This is a genomic window from Achromobacter sp., from assembly GCF_049647645.1.
Classification (GTDB): Bacteria; Pseudomonadota; Gammaproteobacteria; order Burkholderiales; family Burkholderiaceae_B; genus Achromobacter.
In genome coordinates, this window is record NZ_JBARYB010000026.1 from 1 (window position 1) to 16,192 (window position 16,192).

12 protein-coding genes are annotated in these 16,192 nt (G+C 66.6%); 2 read left to right on the forward strand and 10 right to left on the reverse strand.

Annotated elements, in window-relative coordinates; translation table 11 throughout:
* The coding region (locus WBB14_RS02750) for a DEAD/DEAH box helicase (protein WP_424238465.1) at positions 1–1,257 on the reverse strand (1,257 nt) is incomplete at its 3' end.
* A gap of 304 nt (positions 1,258–1,561) precedes the next feature.
* Here WBB14_RS02750 and WBB14_RS02755 point away from each other — a divergent pair.
* Entirely contained in the window at positions 1,562–3,034 is a 1,473-nt protein-coding gene (locus tag WBB14_RS02755) for a YdgA family protein (RefSeq protein ID WP_424238466.1), read from the forward strand.
* Between the two features lie 107 nt (positions 3,035–3,141).
* On the opposite strand, the gene WBB14_RS02760 is transcribed toward WBB14_RS02755, so the two are convergent.
* The 8 genes from WBB14_RS02760 to WBB14_RS02795 form a co-directional block, all read right to left on the reverse strand.
* Entirely contained in the window at positions 3,142–4,350 is a 1,209-nt protein-coding gene (locus tag WBB14_RS02760) for an amidohydrolase family protein (RefSeq protein WP_424238467.1), read from the reverse strand.
* Between the two features lie 25 nt (positions 4,351–4,375).
* Complete coding sequence (locus tag WBB14_RS02765; RefSeq protein WP_424238468.1) at positions 4,376–6,103, reverse strand: dipeptide ABC transporter ATP-binding protein; 1,728 nt, start codon at positions 6,101–6,103, stop codon at positions 4,376–4,378.
* A 7-nt stretch (positions 6,104–6,110) separates the two neighbouring features.
* The gene (locus WBB14_RS02770; protein WP_013390916.1) at positions 6,111–7,037 is read right to left on the reverse strand and encodes an ABC transporter permease; all 927 of its coding nucleotides are present in this window, start codon (positions 7,035–7,037) and stop codon (positions 6,111–6,113) included.
* A gap of 10 nt (positions 7,038–7,047) precedes the next feature.
* Positions 7,048–8,019, reverse strand: a complete 972-nt coding sequence (locus WBB14_RS02775; RefSeq protein ID WP_424238469.1) for an ABC transporter permease — start codon at positions 8,017–8,019, stop codon at positions 7,048–7,050.
* Between the two features lie 117 nt (positions 8,020–8,136).
* Positions 8,137–9,744: an ABC transporter substrate-binding protein gene (locus WBB14_RS02780; protein ID WP_424238470.1), complete on the reverse strand. Its 1,608-nt coding sequence runs from the start codon at positions 9,742–9,744 to the stop codon at positions 8,137–8,139.
* 351 nt (positions 9,745–10,095) lie between these two features.
* On the reverse strand, positions 10,096–11,484 hold the full coding sequence (locus tag WBB14_RS02785; protein ID WP_424238471.1) for a GTPase/DUF3482 domain-containing protein: 1,389 nt from the start codon (positions 11,482–11,484) through the stop codon (positions 10,096–10,098).
* Positions 11,477–12,919 (reverse strand): DUF2868 domain-containing protein, encoded by a 1,443-nt coding sequence (locus WBB14_RS02790; protein ID WP_424238505.1) that lies wholly within the window; start codon positions 12,917–12,919, stop codon positions 11,477–11,479. Before WBB14_RS02790 ends, WBB14_RS02785 begins: the two co-directional genes overlap by 8 nt.
* A gap of 86 nt (positions 12,920–13,005) precedes the next feature.
* Complete coding sequence (locus tag WBB14_RS02795; protein WP_424238472.1) at positions 13,006–13,896, reverse strand: helix-turn-helix domain-containing protein; 891 nt, start codon at positions 13,894–13,896, stop codon at positions 13,006–13,008.
* 155 nt (positions 13,897–14,051) lie between these two features.
* Between WBB14_RS02795 and WBB14_RS02800 the strand changes: the two genes are divergently transcribed.
* The gene (locus WBB14_RS02800; RefSeq protein ID WP_424238473.1) at positions 14,052–14,945 is read left to right on the forward strand and encodes a DMT family transporter; all 894 of its coding nucleotides are present in this window, start codon (positions 14,052–14,054) and stop codon (positions 14,943–14,945) included.
* 44 nt (positions 14,946–14,989) lie between these two features.
* On the opposite strand, the gene WBB14_RS02805 is transcribed toward WBB14_RS02800, so the two are convergent.
* Positions 14,990–16,186 carry an aminotransferase class V-fold PLP-dependent enzyme gene (locus WBB14_RS02805; protein WP_424238474.1) on the reverse strand — a complete coding sequence of 399 codons (1,197 nt, stop codon included), beginning with the start codon at positions 16,184–16,186 and terminating at the stop codon, positions 14,990–14,992.
* Between the last annotated feature and the right edge of the window lie 6 nt (positions 16,187–16,192).

The following is a 16,192-nucleotide window of genomic DNA, read 5'->3' on the forward strand; positions in this document are numbered from 1 at the left end:
GCCGCCATTGCCGTTGCCGCCACGGCCGCCATTGCGGCCGCCGCCGCCGCGCGGGCTGCGGTTGTCTTCATCGCGTTCCTGGCGGTCGAAAGCCGCGGCGCTGGTGGCGGGCGGGGTCCAGCCTTCCACGGGCTTGCGCTCGATGGTCTTCTTGATCAGGCGTTCGATGTCCTTCAACAGCTTGATTTCGCTGTTGTCGACCAGCGAGACCGCGGCGCCCGTGGCGCCGGCGCGGCCGGTGCGGCCGATACGGTGCACGTAATCTTCAGGCACGTTGGGCAGCTCGAAGTTGACCACCTGGGGCAACTGGTCGATGTCCAGGCCACGGGCGGCGATGTCGGTCGCCACCAGCACCGTCACGGTGCTGTCCTTGAAGCCGGCCAGTGCGCGGGTGCGCGCCGATTGGCTCTTGTTGCCGTGGATGGCGGCGGCGGTCAGGCCGTCCTTGACCAGCTTTTCGGCCAGGCGATTGGCGCCGTGCTTGGTGCGGGTGAACACCAGCACCTGGTGCCAGCCGCTTTCGCGAATGATATGGCTGATGAGGTCGCGCTTATGATGCTGTTCCACCATGTGCACCGTCTGGGTGACCAGCTCGGTGGCGGTGTTGCGCGGGGTGACCGACACTTCGCCGGGATTGTTCAGCACGCCGCGCGCCAGGGTGCGGATCTCGTCGGAGAACGTGGCCGAGAACAGCAGGTTCTGACGCTGTTTGGGCAGCAGCGCGAGGATCTTGCGGATATCGCGGATGAAGCCCATGTCCAGCATGCGGTCGGCTTCGTCCAGCACCAGGATCTCGACGCCGGACAGGTCCACGGTCTTCTGGCCGCAGTGGTCCAGCAGGCGGCCGGGCGTGGCGACCAGGATGTCCAGCGGCTTGCGCAGCGCGGAGATCTGGGGGTTGATATTGACGCCGCCGAACATCACCATGGAGTTCAGCGGGGTGTATTTGCCATAGGTCTGCACCGATTCTTCGACCTGCGCGGTCAATTCACGCGTCGGGGTCAGGATCAGGCAGCGCGGGCGGCCGGGCTTGCGCAGCTCGGGCTTTTTCTGCATCAGCAGATGCAGGATGGGCAGCGTGAAGCCGGCGGTCTTGCCGGTGCCGGTCTGGGCGGCGGCGAGCAGGTCGCCACCCTTGAGGACCTGGGGAATGGCCTGGGCTTGAATGGGCGTGGGTGCGGTGTAGCCGGTTTCGGCAATGGCGCGCAACAGGGAATCAGCCAGCCCGAGGTCGGCAAAAGGGGTAGAGGTAGTCAAAACAACTCCAGCGGCAGCCCGTCGCTCAAGTTGAGAGACTCCAATCCAGGCGGACGAATAAAGGAGAAAAGGGAAGCGCCCTGATGGGCGAAGCTTGGCAGCGAAGGGCCTAGCGGACGTGCGCAGATTGGCAAAACGCACGGATGGATTGTAGCTGATGTGGCGTTGCAGCACCGTCTGGAATGGGCTGGTCTGTATCAATAAGCAACATATCGCAGCGCCTTTGCACGAAATAAGTGTTTTCCCTAGGCTGCAATCCCTATAATCCGTCCGCTTTCATCCATTTGAAGAATAAAGGATCGCAATGAAAAAATCGGCAATAGTGGGCGTAGTCGTCGCGCTGGGCGCAGTCTGGACCGGCACGGCTTGGTACACGGGCCAAAAGGCCGAGGCTTTCGTCAAGCAATCGATCGAGCAGGCCAACGTCGAACTGAAGAAGGTCGGCGAAAAATGGGGTGTGACCCCCGTGGTCGAGCTGATGTCGTTCGAGCGCGGCGTGTTCACGTCCACTGAACGCTACCGCGTGAAGGTCACCGAGCCCGCCGCCGACGGCAAGCCGGCCATCGAACACGAAATCGTGTTTGTCGAGCACCTGGATCACGGTCCCTTCCCGCTGTCGAACCTGAAGTCCGGCTCGTTCGCTCCGGCCATGGTCGCCAGCCGCTTCCAGCTGGAAGAGACGCCCCTGGTCAAGGAATGGTTCGCCGCCGCCAAGGGCGCGGTGCCCCTGTCCGGCGCCTATAGCGTCAGCTATGCCAAGAACATCACCGGCAACTTCGACATGGCTCCCGTCGAGTTCGCCAAGGACGCCAACAGCCTGAAGTTCTCCGGCATGAAGGGCGACGTGACCTACGCCACCGGCAGCAAGCACGGCACGATCGCGCTGAAGGCCGACAGCCTGGCGCTGGCGGGCCAGTCCGAAGACAGCGACATCGTCGGCATGGCCTTGACCGGTCTGACGCTGACCAGCGACATGACGCCGGCTTCGAACGACATGTACGTGGGCAGCCAGAAGGTCGGCCTCAAGAACTGGACCATCACGTCCAAGGAAAAGCCGCCGGTCCAGCTCAAGGACACCGTCATCGCCGTCGACATGACGGAAGCCAACTCGCTCATGGGCGTGAAGATGGCCATGGATTTCGGCATGATCAATGTGCAGGACAAGGACATGGCCGGCCTGAAGCTGGTCATGGACGCGCAGAAGCTGGATTCGAAGGCCTTCAAGGCGTTGAACGACGTCTATGAAGCTGCTTCGCGCCGCATGATGCAGAGCAAGGGCGAGGAGCAGGCTCCTCAGTTCACGGAAGAGGAAAAGCAGGTCATCAAGACCAACGTCGAACTGCTGCTGGCCGGCAACCCGACGTTGGCGGTGTCGCCGCTGGAAGTCCGTACCGCCAACGGCACGTCGACCTTCAACCTGGACCTGGACATGGCCAAGCCGGCATCGCTGGACGGTGAATTCGCCGATACGCTGATGCAGACGATCCGCAAGCTCAATGCCAAGCTGGTGCTGTCCAAGGGCAACCTGAGCGACCTGATGGCCATCGAGCCCCAGGTGCGCGGCGTGCCGGCCGAGCAGGCTCAGCAGACCGCCAAGGGCCAGGCTGAAATGGTGGGCACCATGGCTACCGCCATGGGCATGGCCAAGGTCGAAAACAACAACATCGTGACCTACCTGAACTACGCCGACGGCCAGGTCGACTTCAACGGCAAGAAGATGCCGGTCGAACAGTTCCTGATGATGGTCATGAGCGGCGCGATGGGCGGCATGCGCTAAACAAGGCGAACGGCCCGTCCGCGGGCTGTATCGAAGGCCGCCGCGCCCCGGGCGCGGCGGCCTTTTTCATTGTGCGGCACAGGCCCGCGCGGTGGGCCCGTTTCACATCAGCGCGGCAAGGCGCCGGCCGCCACTTCGCCGTTGCGCAGCACCGCGACGTGGAAGCGCTTGTCGGCCGCCTTCATGATGTCTTCGGTGGGGTCGCCCTGCACCAGCAGCAGATCGGCCACATTGCCGTCGGCGATGATGCCGTGCTGGTCCATGCCCATCAGGTCATGGCCACGCGAGGTGCCGGCGATCAGCGCATCCATCGGCGTCATGCCGAATTCCACCATGTAGGCAAGTTCCATGGCGTTTTCGCCGTGCAGGTTGAACGGGGTGCCGGCGTCGGTGCCCAGCGCGATACGTCCGCCCGCCTTGTAGTACATCTGGAACGATTCGCGGTGGCGCTGTTCCACCGCGCGCGCCTTTTCCACCGCATAGGCGGGGATGCCATTGTCGGCATTGGCGACGATGTTGCGGACCGCGGCGATGGTGGGTACCAGGTAGGTCTGGGCGTCCAGCATTTCGCGCAGGCACTCGTCGTCCATGAAGATGCCGTGCTCGATCGAATCAATGCCGGCGCGCACCGCGTTCAGGATGCCGAGCGTGCCTTGTGCATGGCTGGCGGTGCTTTTGCGGAAGCGCTTGGCCTCATGCACGCCGGCCTTCATTTCGTCGAAGCTGTAATGCGCGTCCATGGGACTGACGCCCGGCGTCATGACGCCGCCCGTGGCCATGATCTTCACCAGGTCGCAGCCGGCGTGGACCTGCTCGCGCACGGCCTTGATGACATCTTCACAGCCGTCGGCGACGCGGCCGATACGGTTGCCGTGGCCGCCCGTCATGCAGATGATGCGGCCCGAGGCCTTGATCGTGGGGCCCGGGAACACGCCGCGCGCGATGGCGTCGCGCACGCCGAATTCCAGGTAGTCCTTGCCGCCGCAATCGCGCAACGCGGTGACGCCGCCGCGCAGGCTGGCCTGGGCGTTTTCCAGCGCCGTCAACGTGATCTGCGCCGGGCCCTGCTTGCTCAGCTGCGCGTTGGGATCGGCGCCGCCCGTGTAGACCAGGTGGACGTGACAGTCGGCCAGGCTGGGCATCAGGGTCATGCCGTCGGTGCGCACGGTGGCGCCGGCGTAGCCGGAGAATTCGCCGGCCGGCGCCACGCGCGCCACGTGCCGGCCTTCGACCAGCACGCCATGGTTGGGCAGCAGTGTGCCCTTGCCGTCGAAAACCTGGCCGCCTATGAACAGGGTCTGTCGTGTCGCCGTCATGTCTCGCTCCGGGTTGCGCCTGGCGCTACTCCGCCACGTCCAGCCCTTCGCGGGACATGGACTGCAGGCGGGGCATGAGGCCAAGCAGGTGTTGGCTGTAGGGATGTTGCGGACGTTCGAAGAGGTCTTCGGTGTTGGCCACTTCCAGCAGTTCGCCATAGCGCATCACGCCCACGCGGTCGCACATCTGGCGAATCACCGGCAGGTCGTGGCTGATGAACAGCATGGTCAGCCCGAGTTCCTCTTGCAGGTCCTTCAGCAGGTTCAAGATCTGCGCCTGGATCGAGACGTCCAGCGCGGACGTCGGTTCGTCGCAGATCAGGAAGCGGGGGCGCGTGGCCAGGGCGCGCGCGATGCAGATGCGCTGGCGCTGTCCGCCCGAGAATTCGTGCGGAAAGCGTTCGGCGGCGCGGTCGCCCAGGCCGACCACGTCCAGCAGGTCGGCCACGATGCGGCGCGCTTCGGCCTCGCTGGCCGCCAGCTTGTGGAAGCGGATCGGCTCGGCCACGATGTCCAGCACCCGCATGCGCGGATTGAGCGAGGAGAACGGGTCCTGGAAGATCATCTGGATCTGTCGACGGAACGGGTTCAGCTGCTTTTCGCCCTTGAGCGCGGTCAAGTCGGTGCCGCCGAAATTGACCGAGCCTTCGCTGGGCGTATAAAGGCCGGAGATCAGCCGCGCGACGGTGGACTTGCCGGAACCGGATTCGCCGACCAGGCCGAACACCTCGCCCTCGCCGATCGAGAAATTGACGCGCTTGACCGCGTCCAACGAGCGCTGGTTGCGCTTGAGCAGCGCGTTCTTGAGCACGAAGCGCATGCTCAGGTCGCTGACCTGCACCAGCGGGCCGCCGCTGCGCGCGCCGAAGTCGCGGCGTTGCCCCAGCCAGTGCGTGGCCAGATCCAGCGGCTGCGCCGGTTTCTTCACGTCCTCGATGTAGGTCACCAGCGGGAAGCGCCTGAGCTTGATGTCGGGACGCGGCACGGCCGAGATCAGGCTGCGCGTGTACGGATGGTCCGGGTCGCCCAGGATCTTGGAGGTGGGGCCTTGCTCGACCAACTTGCCGTGGTAAAGCACCGCGACGCGGTCGGTCACGTCCGCGATCACGCCCATGTCGTGCGTGATGATGATCATGCCGACCTGCTCTTCGCGGCACAGCTTCTTGAGCAGTTCCAGGATCTGCGCCTGAATCGACACGTCGAGCGCGGTGGTGGGCTCGTCGGCGATGATGACTTCGGGTTCGCAGCATAGCGCCAGCGCGATCACCACGCGTTGTCGCATGCCGCCGGAGAACTGGTGCGGGTACTGCTTGACGCGCAGTTCCGGCTGGTCGATGCCGACCTGCGCCAGCAATTGCACCGCGCGCTTCTGCGCTTCGGCGTGGGACAGGTTCAGGTGCACCTGCATGGTCTCGACCAGCTGGCTTTCCACCGTCTGCAGCGGGTCCAGCGAGGTCAGCGGATCCTGGAAGATCATGCCGATGCGGCGGCCGCGCACTTTACGTTTCTGCGCCGGGTTGAGCGTGTCGATGCGTTCGCCATTCAGCAGTACCGCGCCGCCGGCCAGGCGGCCGGGCGCTTCCAGCAGGCCGATCACGGCATTGCCTATGGTGGACTTGCCGGCGCCGGATTCGCCCACCACCCCCAGGATCTCGCCTTTTTCCAGGGACAGCGAGACGCCGTCCACGGCCACCAGCGTGCCGCGGCGGCTGGGGAATTCGATGCGGATGTCTTCAATGTTCAACAGGGCCATGGCATCCTCAGCGCAGCTTGGGGTTGAGCGCGTCGCGCAGCCAGTCGCCCAGCAGGTTGACCGACAGCACCAGCGCCACCAACGCGATGCCGGGGAAGATGGAGATCCACCACATGCCCGAGAACAGGTAGCTGTTGCCGATGCGGATCAGCGTGCCCAGCGACGGCGCCGTGGGCGGCACGCCCACGCCCAGGAACGAGAGCGTGGCTTCGGTGATGATGGCGATGGCCAGGTGGATGGTGGCGATCACCAGCACCGGCCCCATCACGTTGGGCAGGATATGGCGGCGCAGGATGGTGAAGGGGCCGATGCCGATGAGGCGCGCCGCTTGCACGTATTCCTTGTTGCGTTCCACCAGCGTGGAGCCGCGCACGGTGCGCGCGTATTGCACCCAGCCGGAAATGCCGATGGCGAAGATCAGCACGTACAGCGCGAGCTGGTCATGCATGTCGCGCGGCAAGAGGCCGCGCGCCACGCCGTCGATCAGCAGCGCCACCAGGATGGCCGGAAACGACAGCTGCACGTCGGCGATGCGCATGATGAAGCTGTCCACGCGGCCGCCGGCATAGCCGCTGATGAGGCCGAGCGTCACGCCCAGCACCATCGAGAACAGCACGGAAGCGAAGCCCACCAGCAGGGATACGCGCGAACCATACAGCACGGCCGACAGGATGTCGCGGCCCTGGTCGTCGGTGCCGAGCAGGAAGTCGGGGCTGCCGCCCTCTTCCCAGGACGGCGGCGTGTTGGCGTCCATGATGCTCAGGGACGCCAGGTCGAAGGGGTTGTGCGGCGCGACCACGGGCGCGAACAGCGCGCCCAGCAGGATGGCCAGCGTGACGATCGCGGCGATGATGGCGCCGGGCGAACGCTTGAAGCTGTGCCAGAGGTCGCTGTCGGCCGCGCGGGCGAAGAAGGGAGCGATGCGAGCAATCATGATGAGTCCTTTACTTGCTCTGCACGCGCAGACGCGGGTCCACGGCGAAATACAGCAGGTCCACGACCAGGTTGATGACCACGAACATGAAGGCGATCAGCACCAGATAGGCCGCCATGACGGGGATGTCCACCATGCTGATGGCCTGGATGAACAGCAAGCCCATGCCGGGCCACTGGAACACGGTTTCCGTGATGATGGCGAAGGCGATGATGGAGCCCAGTTGCAGCCCGGTGATCGTGATGACGGGCACCATGGTGTTCTTCAGCGCGTGGCGGAAATTGATCAGCCGTTCCGGCAGGCCGCGGGCGCGCGCGAACTTGATGAAGTCGGCGCGCAGCACTTCCAGCATTTCGGCGCGAACCAGCCGCATGATCAGCGTCATCTGAAACAGCGCCAGCGTGATGGCGGGCATGATCAGCGCCAGCCAGCCGGATTTGGTCAGGAAGCCCGTGGTCCACCATCCCAAGCTGACCACGTCGCCGCGTCCGAAGCTGGGCAGCCATCGCAGCTGCACGCCAAAGAACAGGATGAGCAGGATGCCGATCAGGAAAGTAGGCAGCGAGATGCCGGCCAGCGAGATCGCCATGAAGGCCTTGGACAGCACGCCGTGGCGCTTGAGCGCGGTATAGATGCCCATGGGGATGCCCAGGGCCAGCGCCATTACCGCAGACACGAAGGACAGCTCCAGCGTGGCAGGCATGCGTTCTTCGAGCAATTCGCTGACCGGCCTGCGGTGCCGGTACGACATGCCGAAGTCGCCGCGCACGGCATTGGCCACGAAGTGCGCGTACTGCACCACGAATGGGTCGTCCAGGCCCAGCTGTTCGCGCAATTCCGCGCGTTGCTCAGGCGTGGTGTCCTGGCCCACCATGCTGGCTATCGGATCGCCGACATAGCGGAACATGGAGAACGCGATCAGCGCCACCGTCAACATCACCAGCACCGACTGGATAAGCCGTTGCGCAATAAAGGAAAGCATTATCGGGAGCCCTCTGTTTCAGATAACGCCGGGCCGCGTTTCCCGCGGGAGGCGGGAACCGGGGCTGGGCCGGGCGCGCCCGGGCGGCGTGCGCCGCCCGGGGCTCGCGTCGCCGGTTTACGGCAGGACGACGTCGCGCAGGTCGAGCACGTCGTCGGCGCGCTGGATGACCTTGATGTTGTCCTTCACGCCCCAGGACATGGGCTGCTGGTGCAGCGGCAGGTAGCCATAGTCGTTGCGCACGATCTCGAAGGCTTCCTTGATCATGGCGTTGCGCTTGGTCTGGTCGGTTTCGACGCCGATCTTGTCGGTGAGCTCGTCGACCTTCTTGTTGCAGTAGCCGCCCAGGTTGAACTGGCCCGCCGCGGTCTTGGCATTGCGGCAGGAGGTCAGGTTCAGCAGCGTGTTGTGGGCGTCGGTGGAGCTGGGCGTCCATCCCAGCATGTACATGCTGGTCTGGTTGCCGGCCTGCAGCAGGATCTTGCCGAAGTACTTGGACTTGGTCTGCGCCAGCAGGTTGATCTTGATGCCTACGCGGGCCAGCATGCCGGCGACTGCCTGGCAGACCTTTTCGTCGTTGACGTAGCGGTCGTTCGGGCAGTCCATGGTGACCGTGAAGCCCTTGGGATAGCCGGCTTCGGCCAGCAGCTTCTTGGCGCGTTCGGGATCCGGCTTGTACGGCGCGCCGAAGGAGTCGTCATAGCCGTTGATGGCGGTGGCGATGAGCGAACCCAGCGGCTTGGCCGCGCCGCGCATGATCTTCTCGTTGATGGCCTTGGTGTCCACGGCCAGCACCACGGCTTCGCGCACCTTGGGATCCTTGAAGGGGTTCTTGCCCTTCACGTCCGAGAACAGCAGCTCGTCGCGGTCCTGGTCCATGCCGATGAAGATCGCGCGCGCTTCGGGCGCGGTCAGCGGTTTGACGCCCTTGGCGTCTTCGAGCCGCTTCCAGTCCTGCACGGGTACGGGCTGCACCAGGTCCATCTCGCCGGAGATCAGCGCGGCCACGCGCGTCGCTTCCTGCGTGATCGGCTGGAAGATGACCTCGTCGACGTTGGTCTTGATGTCCTTGTTCCAGTAGCCGTCGTAGCGCTTGAGCACGGTCTTCACGTCGGGCTGGCGCGAGGCCAGCATGAAGGGGCCGGTGCCGTTGGCGTTCAGGTTGGCGTAGTTGCCCTGGTTGTCGCCCTTGACGTTGGTGGCTTCGGTGGTCTTGTTCTTTTCCGACCACGACTTGCTCATGATGTACAGGAACACCCATTCGCGCGGCAGGATGGGGTTGGGCGTGGGCGTGATGACTTCGATGGTGTAGTCGTCTACCTTCTTGATGTCGGAGGCCTTGGCGCCATAGCCCTTCATGTCGGAGCCCGGGGTCAGGCTGCGCTTCCAGGAGAAGATGACGTCGTCCGCCGTGAACGGCGAGCCATCATGGAATTTGACGCCCTTGCGCAGCTTGAACACCCATTTCGTGGGCTCGGGGTTTTCCCAGCTTTCCGCCAGCAGCGGCGTCAGTTTCAGGTTGCCGTCGTAGCCGGCCAGCGTTTCGTAGATGTTGCCCTGGAAGCCCAGCGTGAACGTTTCGTTCAGGGCCATCGGATCCATGGACGTCGCATCGCCTTGATAGGACCAGTGAAAGGTCTTGGCGGCCGCGCCGGCGCTGAATGCCAAAGAGGCGGCGACGGCAGCCGCGAGCGCAGCTTGCTTCAGGTGGGGGAAAGTACGCATAGCCCTCATGCTCCGTGTGGTGCGCGGATAGCGCGACAGAAGTGACAGGGCCCCGGCCCCATGGGGAACCGGGGCATGGCGTTGCTGCTTACGACGAAAGACGGATTGGGGTCTGGCGATGCGCAGCGCGACCCGCGCGCGGGCCGCCTATGATGGCGCTGCCGGGAATCACTGCGCAGGACTTCGACTTCACGATAGACCCAACCCCTTGTGATTATCATGACGGGGACGGACCCGCGCCGATGCAGAACGAATGTTATAGACCCATTCGTTTAAGCGTCAATCGGTTTGGATTGGGGTTAGTACTTGCTTGCCGGGAGTATTGAATGGTGCGTTCGGCAATACCGGCGGTCATGCGCCGGGCGGCGGCGCGTCGGCAAGGGTTTTCGCCAATTCGCGCACCACGCGCTTGCGGCGGTCGCTGTCTTCGTAGCGCTCGCCCAGGGCTGACCATTCGGGCCGGCTGCGGGCTTCCTTCAGCGCCTCGGGCAAGGGTCCCTTGCGCCAGGCTTCATCCTCCGGATGATCTAGTTTCAATGGCTCGCGCGCGGCGTGGCCGCGGCGCTCCAGCGCTTCGATCAGTTGCCGCTGGCGCAAGGCCAAAAGGCGCAGCACCGCGTCGTCGACGCTGATCTCGCGCCAGCCGCGCAGCTTGCCGGCCATGCGCTTGCCCAGCTTCTCCACGCCCTGCCACAGGCCGCCGGCGGCGGCGCCGATCAGCATGCCGGTGCCCAGGCTCAAGCCCGCGCTGAACAGGTCCACGGCCGCGCCGGCCATGGCGCCCGCGGCGGCGCCCATGCCTACCTGCACGCCCATGTCCTTCAGCGCCTGGGGGTGGAACAGGTCCATGCCCCAGCGTTCGCCCTGCAGGGGCAGCGCGTCGTCTGTGAAGTCGGCTGCGCGGAAGTTGTAGAGCGCCAGCAAGGCGTTGACACAGGTCTGTTCGCGCTGGCGCACCTGGTCGCGCAGTTTGCTCGAGGCGGCGGTGAGCGCCGCTTCGTCGCTGGCGCTGGAGACGTGCAAGGCAGCCACGTCCACCAGCAAGTCGGCCAGCAGCTCGTAGGCCGAGCCGCGACGCGCCCGACGCTGCTCGGCCAGGCTGGCGGACAGCCGGGCCAGCGCGGCGGCGTGGCGGTCCAACAGCACGCCGAGCTTGGCGTAGAGTTGCTGTTCGCCATCCAGCGGCGGCGCGACGGTATCGAATTCCACCACCGCATGCAGGCCCAGCCGTGCCATGGCGGCGCGCCATTCGTCGGCGCGGTGCGCGGGTGCGTTGACGAAGTTCAGCACCGGCAGCAAGGGCCGGCCGCAAGCGGCCAGGATGGCGAGTTCGTCGCGGTGCTTGCCCAGCACCGGATCGCGCGCGTCGATGACGTACAGCGCGGCGTCGCAGTCCAGCATCTTGGCCAGCACGCGGGCTTCCTGCTCATAGCGGCCATGCGCTGCGGGCGTGTCGAGGAAGCGGCGGATGCGCGCGGGTCCGTCCAGGCGCTCTTGCGGGCTGTCCAGTTTTTCCAGGTATTCCAGTAGCGAGATACTGTCTTCCATCCCCGGCGTGTCGAACCATTCGAGTACGGCGCGCCCCTCCAGCCGCAGGCGCGCGCCTTCGACATGGCGTGTGGTGCCGGGGCTGTCGGCGACTTCGCCGAAGGTGGTGTCGCGCGTCAGCGTGCGCAGCAGCGAGGTCTTGCCGGTGTTGGTGTGGCCGACCAGCGCGATCTTGATGAGGTCTTCAGCCATGGCCGGACTCCAGCCAGGAAAGCGGGGCGATGGGCGCCTGCAGCACCGAGTCGGCAGGCAGGCCGAGGGCAAGCAGGCGTTCGCGCCATAGCGATGCGCGGGTGGTCGGGGTAGCCGTGTCCGCGTGCGGGGTGACCAGCCAGATGCGCGTCTGTTCCGCATGCGCAGCCAGTTCGGCGATCAGCGACAACGTGCCGCGGTCGGGAGTCTGGCGCGCGTCGCAGGCGATCAGCATGCGCGTGGCGGCCTTGCTGGCCAGCGCGTCCAGCACGCGGTTGCGTTCTTCGCGGGTGTCCAGGTTGCCGGCCTGCTGGATGCCCGCGGGCATGTTCGCGGGCGGCCAGGCCAGGTCCGCCGGCAGTTCCAGTCCCAGCAGCACGGGCTGGCCGCCCAGGCCCGCGAGCGGCGGCGCGCCGACCCGCGGTTCGTGCAAGGGATCGACCGGACGGTCTATGCCGGTGGACAGGGCGGGCGGCTCCAGACGGTCGCGCAACGCGGAGAAGCCGGGCAGCGCGGGATCGATACGCAGGCCGCGCAGCGCGCGCAGCGAACCCGCCACGCACAATGCGCCGGCCAGCAGACGGGGCAGGATGCCGTAGACCACCAGCACGCCGATCAGCCAGAGCGACCACTGCACCTGGGCCTCGGCCGGCAGGGCCTGGGCGCCATCGCTGGCGCGGATCATGGCGGCGTCAGGCATCGGAAAGCCCAGTTGAGCCGGTAGCCAGCCTATGGCCTGCGTCAGGCGCACGAAGGTGTCTGGCGCCAGCAAGGTGGTGGCCCAGATGAAGCGGTAGCTGGCGGTGGACAGCACGGCCAGCAGCACCGCCAGCGCGGCGCACAAGGCTGTTAGCCATAGCAGGTGGCTGATGCTGCCGAACAGCCAGCGCAAGGCGCCCGCGCGGGCCAGCAGGTTGAGGAAGGCCTGCGGCACCAGTGCGCTGTCGGGGCCGCGGGCCAGCTTGCGCGTGGCCCACAGCCAGACCCGTCCCAGCCCGGTGACGGAGGAAGCCCGCAGCAGGAAACTGGCCAGCCAGAGCAGGAAGGTGAGCGCATGCAGGCCCAGCAAGGCGCCCAGCGCCCACAGCACGTTGACGGCGCGGGAGCCGTCACCCAGCGCGCCCAGCGCGGCGCCTGCACCGGATATCGCGGCCAGCAGAAACAGCAAGGCCAGGATGGCGAGCGCGCTGCGGCGCCATGTTTCGACCAGGGGGACGAGGTTCTCGCGTTGCGCCAGCAGCGCGGCGCGGGCGAGGATGCGGGATGGCAGATCGGCATCCTGCTGGCGCACGCGACGCACCGCGTCTGCGTCTTCCAGCGGCCCCCAATGCGCTTCGCGCAGGCGGATCAACTCCGCCAGCCAGTGCGCGCGCAAGGGGCCGGCGCCGAGGGGGGCAGCCGTGGGGGGGAAATCGCGAGAGGTCGTAGACGGCATCGCGTCGGGCAGCGGTACGGTCAGGCCCTGGGGGCGGTGGGCCATTGTAGACTGGGCGGGCGGCGAAACGGGGCCGCAGCGCCGGCTCAGTGCCTGGCGCGGGCGCTGCGGTACTGCCCCGGCGTGACGCCGACGGCGTCGCGGAAAACCCGCGCGAGATGGCTGGCGTTGCCGAAACCGCTGGCTTGGGCAACGCCGGCCAGATCGCCCTTGCCGGCCGCCAGCAGCTTGCGTGCGTGCGCCAGCCGCCGCGTCCGTACCCAGGCGTGCGGCGGTTCGCCGAAAGAGGTGTGGAACATCCGGGCGAAGTGGTAGGTGGAGAGCGCCGCCACGCCCGCCAGCTCGTCCAGCGTCAGCGGTTCGGCCAGGTGCGCGTCCACATAGTCCATGATGCGCCGGCGCACGACAGGCGCCAGGCCGCCGCGCAAGGTTGCCGCGGGTTTGCGCGCCACGCCCTGGTGCAGCAGATGATGCAGCACGGTCTCGGCCGCGCTGCTGGCCGCCAGCCGGTCGGCGGGCTGGTTCCAGTCGGTATCCAGCAGTTGCCGGCATACGTCGATCAGTGAGTCGTCGTGGATGTAGGTGCGGTCGCGCAGCTCCAGCGTGCGGGGCTCGCAGTCCAGCCGCATGACGGCTTCGCGGGCCAGGCGTTCCGGCGCGATGTACAGGTGCAGGAAGTGCACGGAGTCGTTCATGCTCCAGCGCGAGTAGTGCTCCGAAGGCAGCACGCAGAATTTGCCGGCGCCGCCGTGCAGGCGGTTCTGGCCCAGGCGGAACGACTTGTCGCCGCCGTGCAGATAGAGCGACAGGGTGTGATGGCCCGGATTGTCGTAGCCCATGGTTTCGTGGGCGCTGCGCGACCATTGCGAGATGGCGATGCCCTCGCCCAGCGCGGCGGCCCGCCCCAGCGTCGCGGTAGAACTCGCCAGGGTGCGGAAAACGGAGAAGTCGGCCGGAGCCGAAGCGACGGTAGCCATATGGGTGGAATGCTACTGCGATCCCGCGCGCGTCGCGCGCGCGAGCAGAAGAAAACCGCAAGAACCGGCAATCTTCGCCAGCCGGGCGGGCGCAAACTGGATTCCCAGGTGGCTTTCCAGACCGCCGTTCCGCATCCCTGTTTCAGCACCGCATCGTGAACCTCTTCCTGTATTTCCTCACTGTCGTCATCTGGGGCACCACCTGGATCGCCATCAAGCTGCAGCTGGGCGTGGTGGCCATCCCCGTATCCATCTTCTACCGTTTCGCGCTGGCGGGCCTGATCCTGTTCGCGGCCCTGGCGCTGACCCGCAAGCTGCAAAAAATGGACCGGCGCGGCCACTGGCTGTGCGTGGGCCAGGGCCTGTGCCTGTTCTGCCTGAACTTCCTGTGCTTCTATACGGCGACCCAATGGATCCCCAGCGGCCTGGTGTCGGTGGTGTTTTCGGCGGCCACGCTGTGGAACGCGCTGAACGCCCGCCTGTGGTTCGGCACTCGTGTCGCGCCGCGCGTGATGGCGGCCGGCGCCTTGGGCTTCTCGGGTCTGGTGCTGCTGTTCTGGCCGGAACTGGCCGGGCAGCAGGCCAGCCACGAAACCTTGCTGGGCCTGGGCTTCGCCTTGCTGGGCACGTTCTGCTTTTCCACCGGCAACATGCTGTCGTCGTTGCAGCAGCGCGCCGGCATCCGGCCCTTGACCGGCAATGCCTACAGCATGCTCTATGGCGCGGCCATCCTGCTGGCGGGTTGCGTGGCTGCGGGTCTGCCATTCGAGTTCGATAGTTCCGCCTCGTACGTGGGCGCTCTGCTCTACCTGGCCATTCTCGGATCCGTGGTCGGCTTCACGGCCTATCTGACGCTGGTGGGGCGCATGGGGCCGGCTCGCGCCGCCTACTGCACGGTGCTGTTCCCGGTCGTGGCCCTGAGCGTGTCCACCTTTGCCGAAGGCTATCAGTGGACCGCGCCGGCCCTGCTGGGCCTGGCGCTGGTGATGTTGGGCAACCTGCTGGTCTTCACGAAGTGGACGCCTTTCGCGCGGCGTGCGGTGGCTTGAGCGCCGCCGGGAGCCTGTGCAAGGCGGCTTAGTGTGAACAGGCCCTAGCGGGCCAGGGCGCGCAGCCCTTCCAGCAGGCGGTCGATTTCCGCGTCGTTGGTCAAGTAGCTGACCGATGCCCGCGCAATCTGCGCCAGGCCGCGAGCCTGCATGTCCAGCGGGGTATAGGGCACGCCGTTGCTGCCGATGGTGATGCCCTGCGCCGCCATGGCGCGCTGCACCGATACCGCGTCCTGGCCGGCCAGGTTGAAGGACACCAGGCCGGAGCGTTCGTGGCCCTGGTCCAGCACGGTGATGCCAGGGATGGCTGCCAGCTCCGTCCGCAGGGCCCGGGCTGTGGTGTCGATGCGCGCGCGGATGGCCGGCAGGCCGATGTCCAGCGCCTCCTGCAAGGCGTTGGCCAGGCCGCAGCGCAGCGCCAGCGAGGCCTCCGCCGATTCCAGGCGAGCGGCGTCCTGGCGCAGCATGGGCTCGCCGTCCGGGCCCAGGGGGGCGGAATGGGTGTCGACGAAGGCGGGCGTGAGCCGGTCCAGGAAGCCGCGCCGCACGTACAGCAGGCCGGTGCCGCGCGGGCCGCGCAGCGCCTTGCGTCCCGCCCCGCTCAGCACGTCGCAGCCGATCTGCGCCACGTCCACGGGCAACTGGCCGACCGCCTGCGCCGCATCCACGAAGTACGGGATGCCATGGCGGCGCGCCACGTTACCGATGGCGGCGGCGGGATTGATCAGGCCGCCGTTGGCCGGCAGCCAGGTCAGCGCGATCAAGCGCACCCGTTCGTCCAGCATGGCTTCCAGCGCCTGCGGGTCGGTGCAGCCGCTATCGTCCGAGGGGATGGTTTCCAGCGTGGCGCCGGCGCGCTGCGCCTTGAGCCGCATGGCGGCCAGGTTGCCGCCCCATTCGTGGCGGCCCACCAGAATGCGATCGCCGGGGCGCCACGGTTCCAGCGCCGCGAAAGCGGCGCCCCAGCCGGGCGAGTTGCCGCCCGTCAGCGCGATTTCGCCCGGGTCCGCATTAAGCAGCCGGGCCGCCAGCGTGCGGGCCTTCTCAATCAGCTCCCGGGACCTCACGCCGGCTTCCATCGGCCCTTGCGTGGCTTCGCGTTGCAGGTGCGCGTGGATGGTTTGCAGCGTCGCCGCTGATGGCAGCGACGCGCCGGCGTGATTGAAATGGACCGTGGTGTGCGCACCCGGAGTCTGGGCGCGCAACGCTTGCACGGCGCTGGGGGTCAAGGGGGCGGACATGGCGGC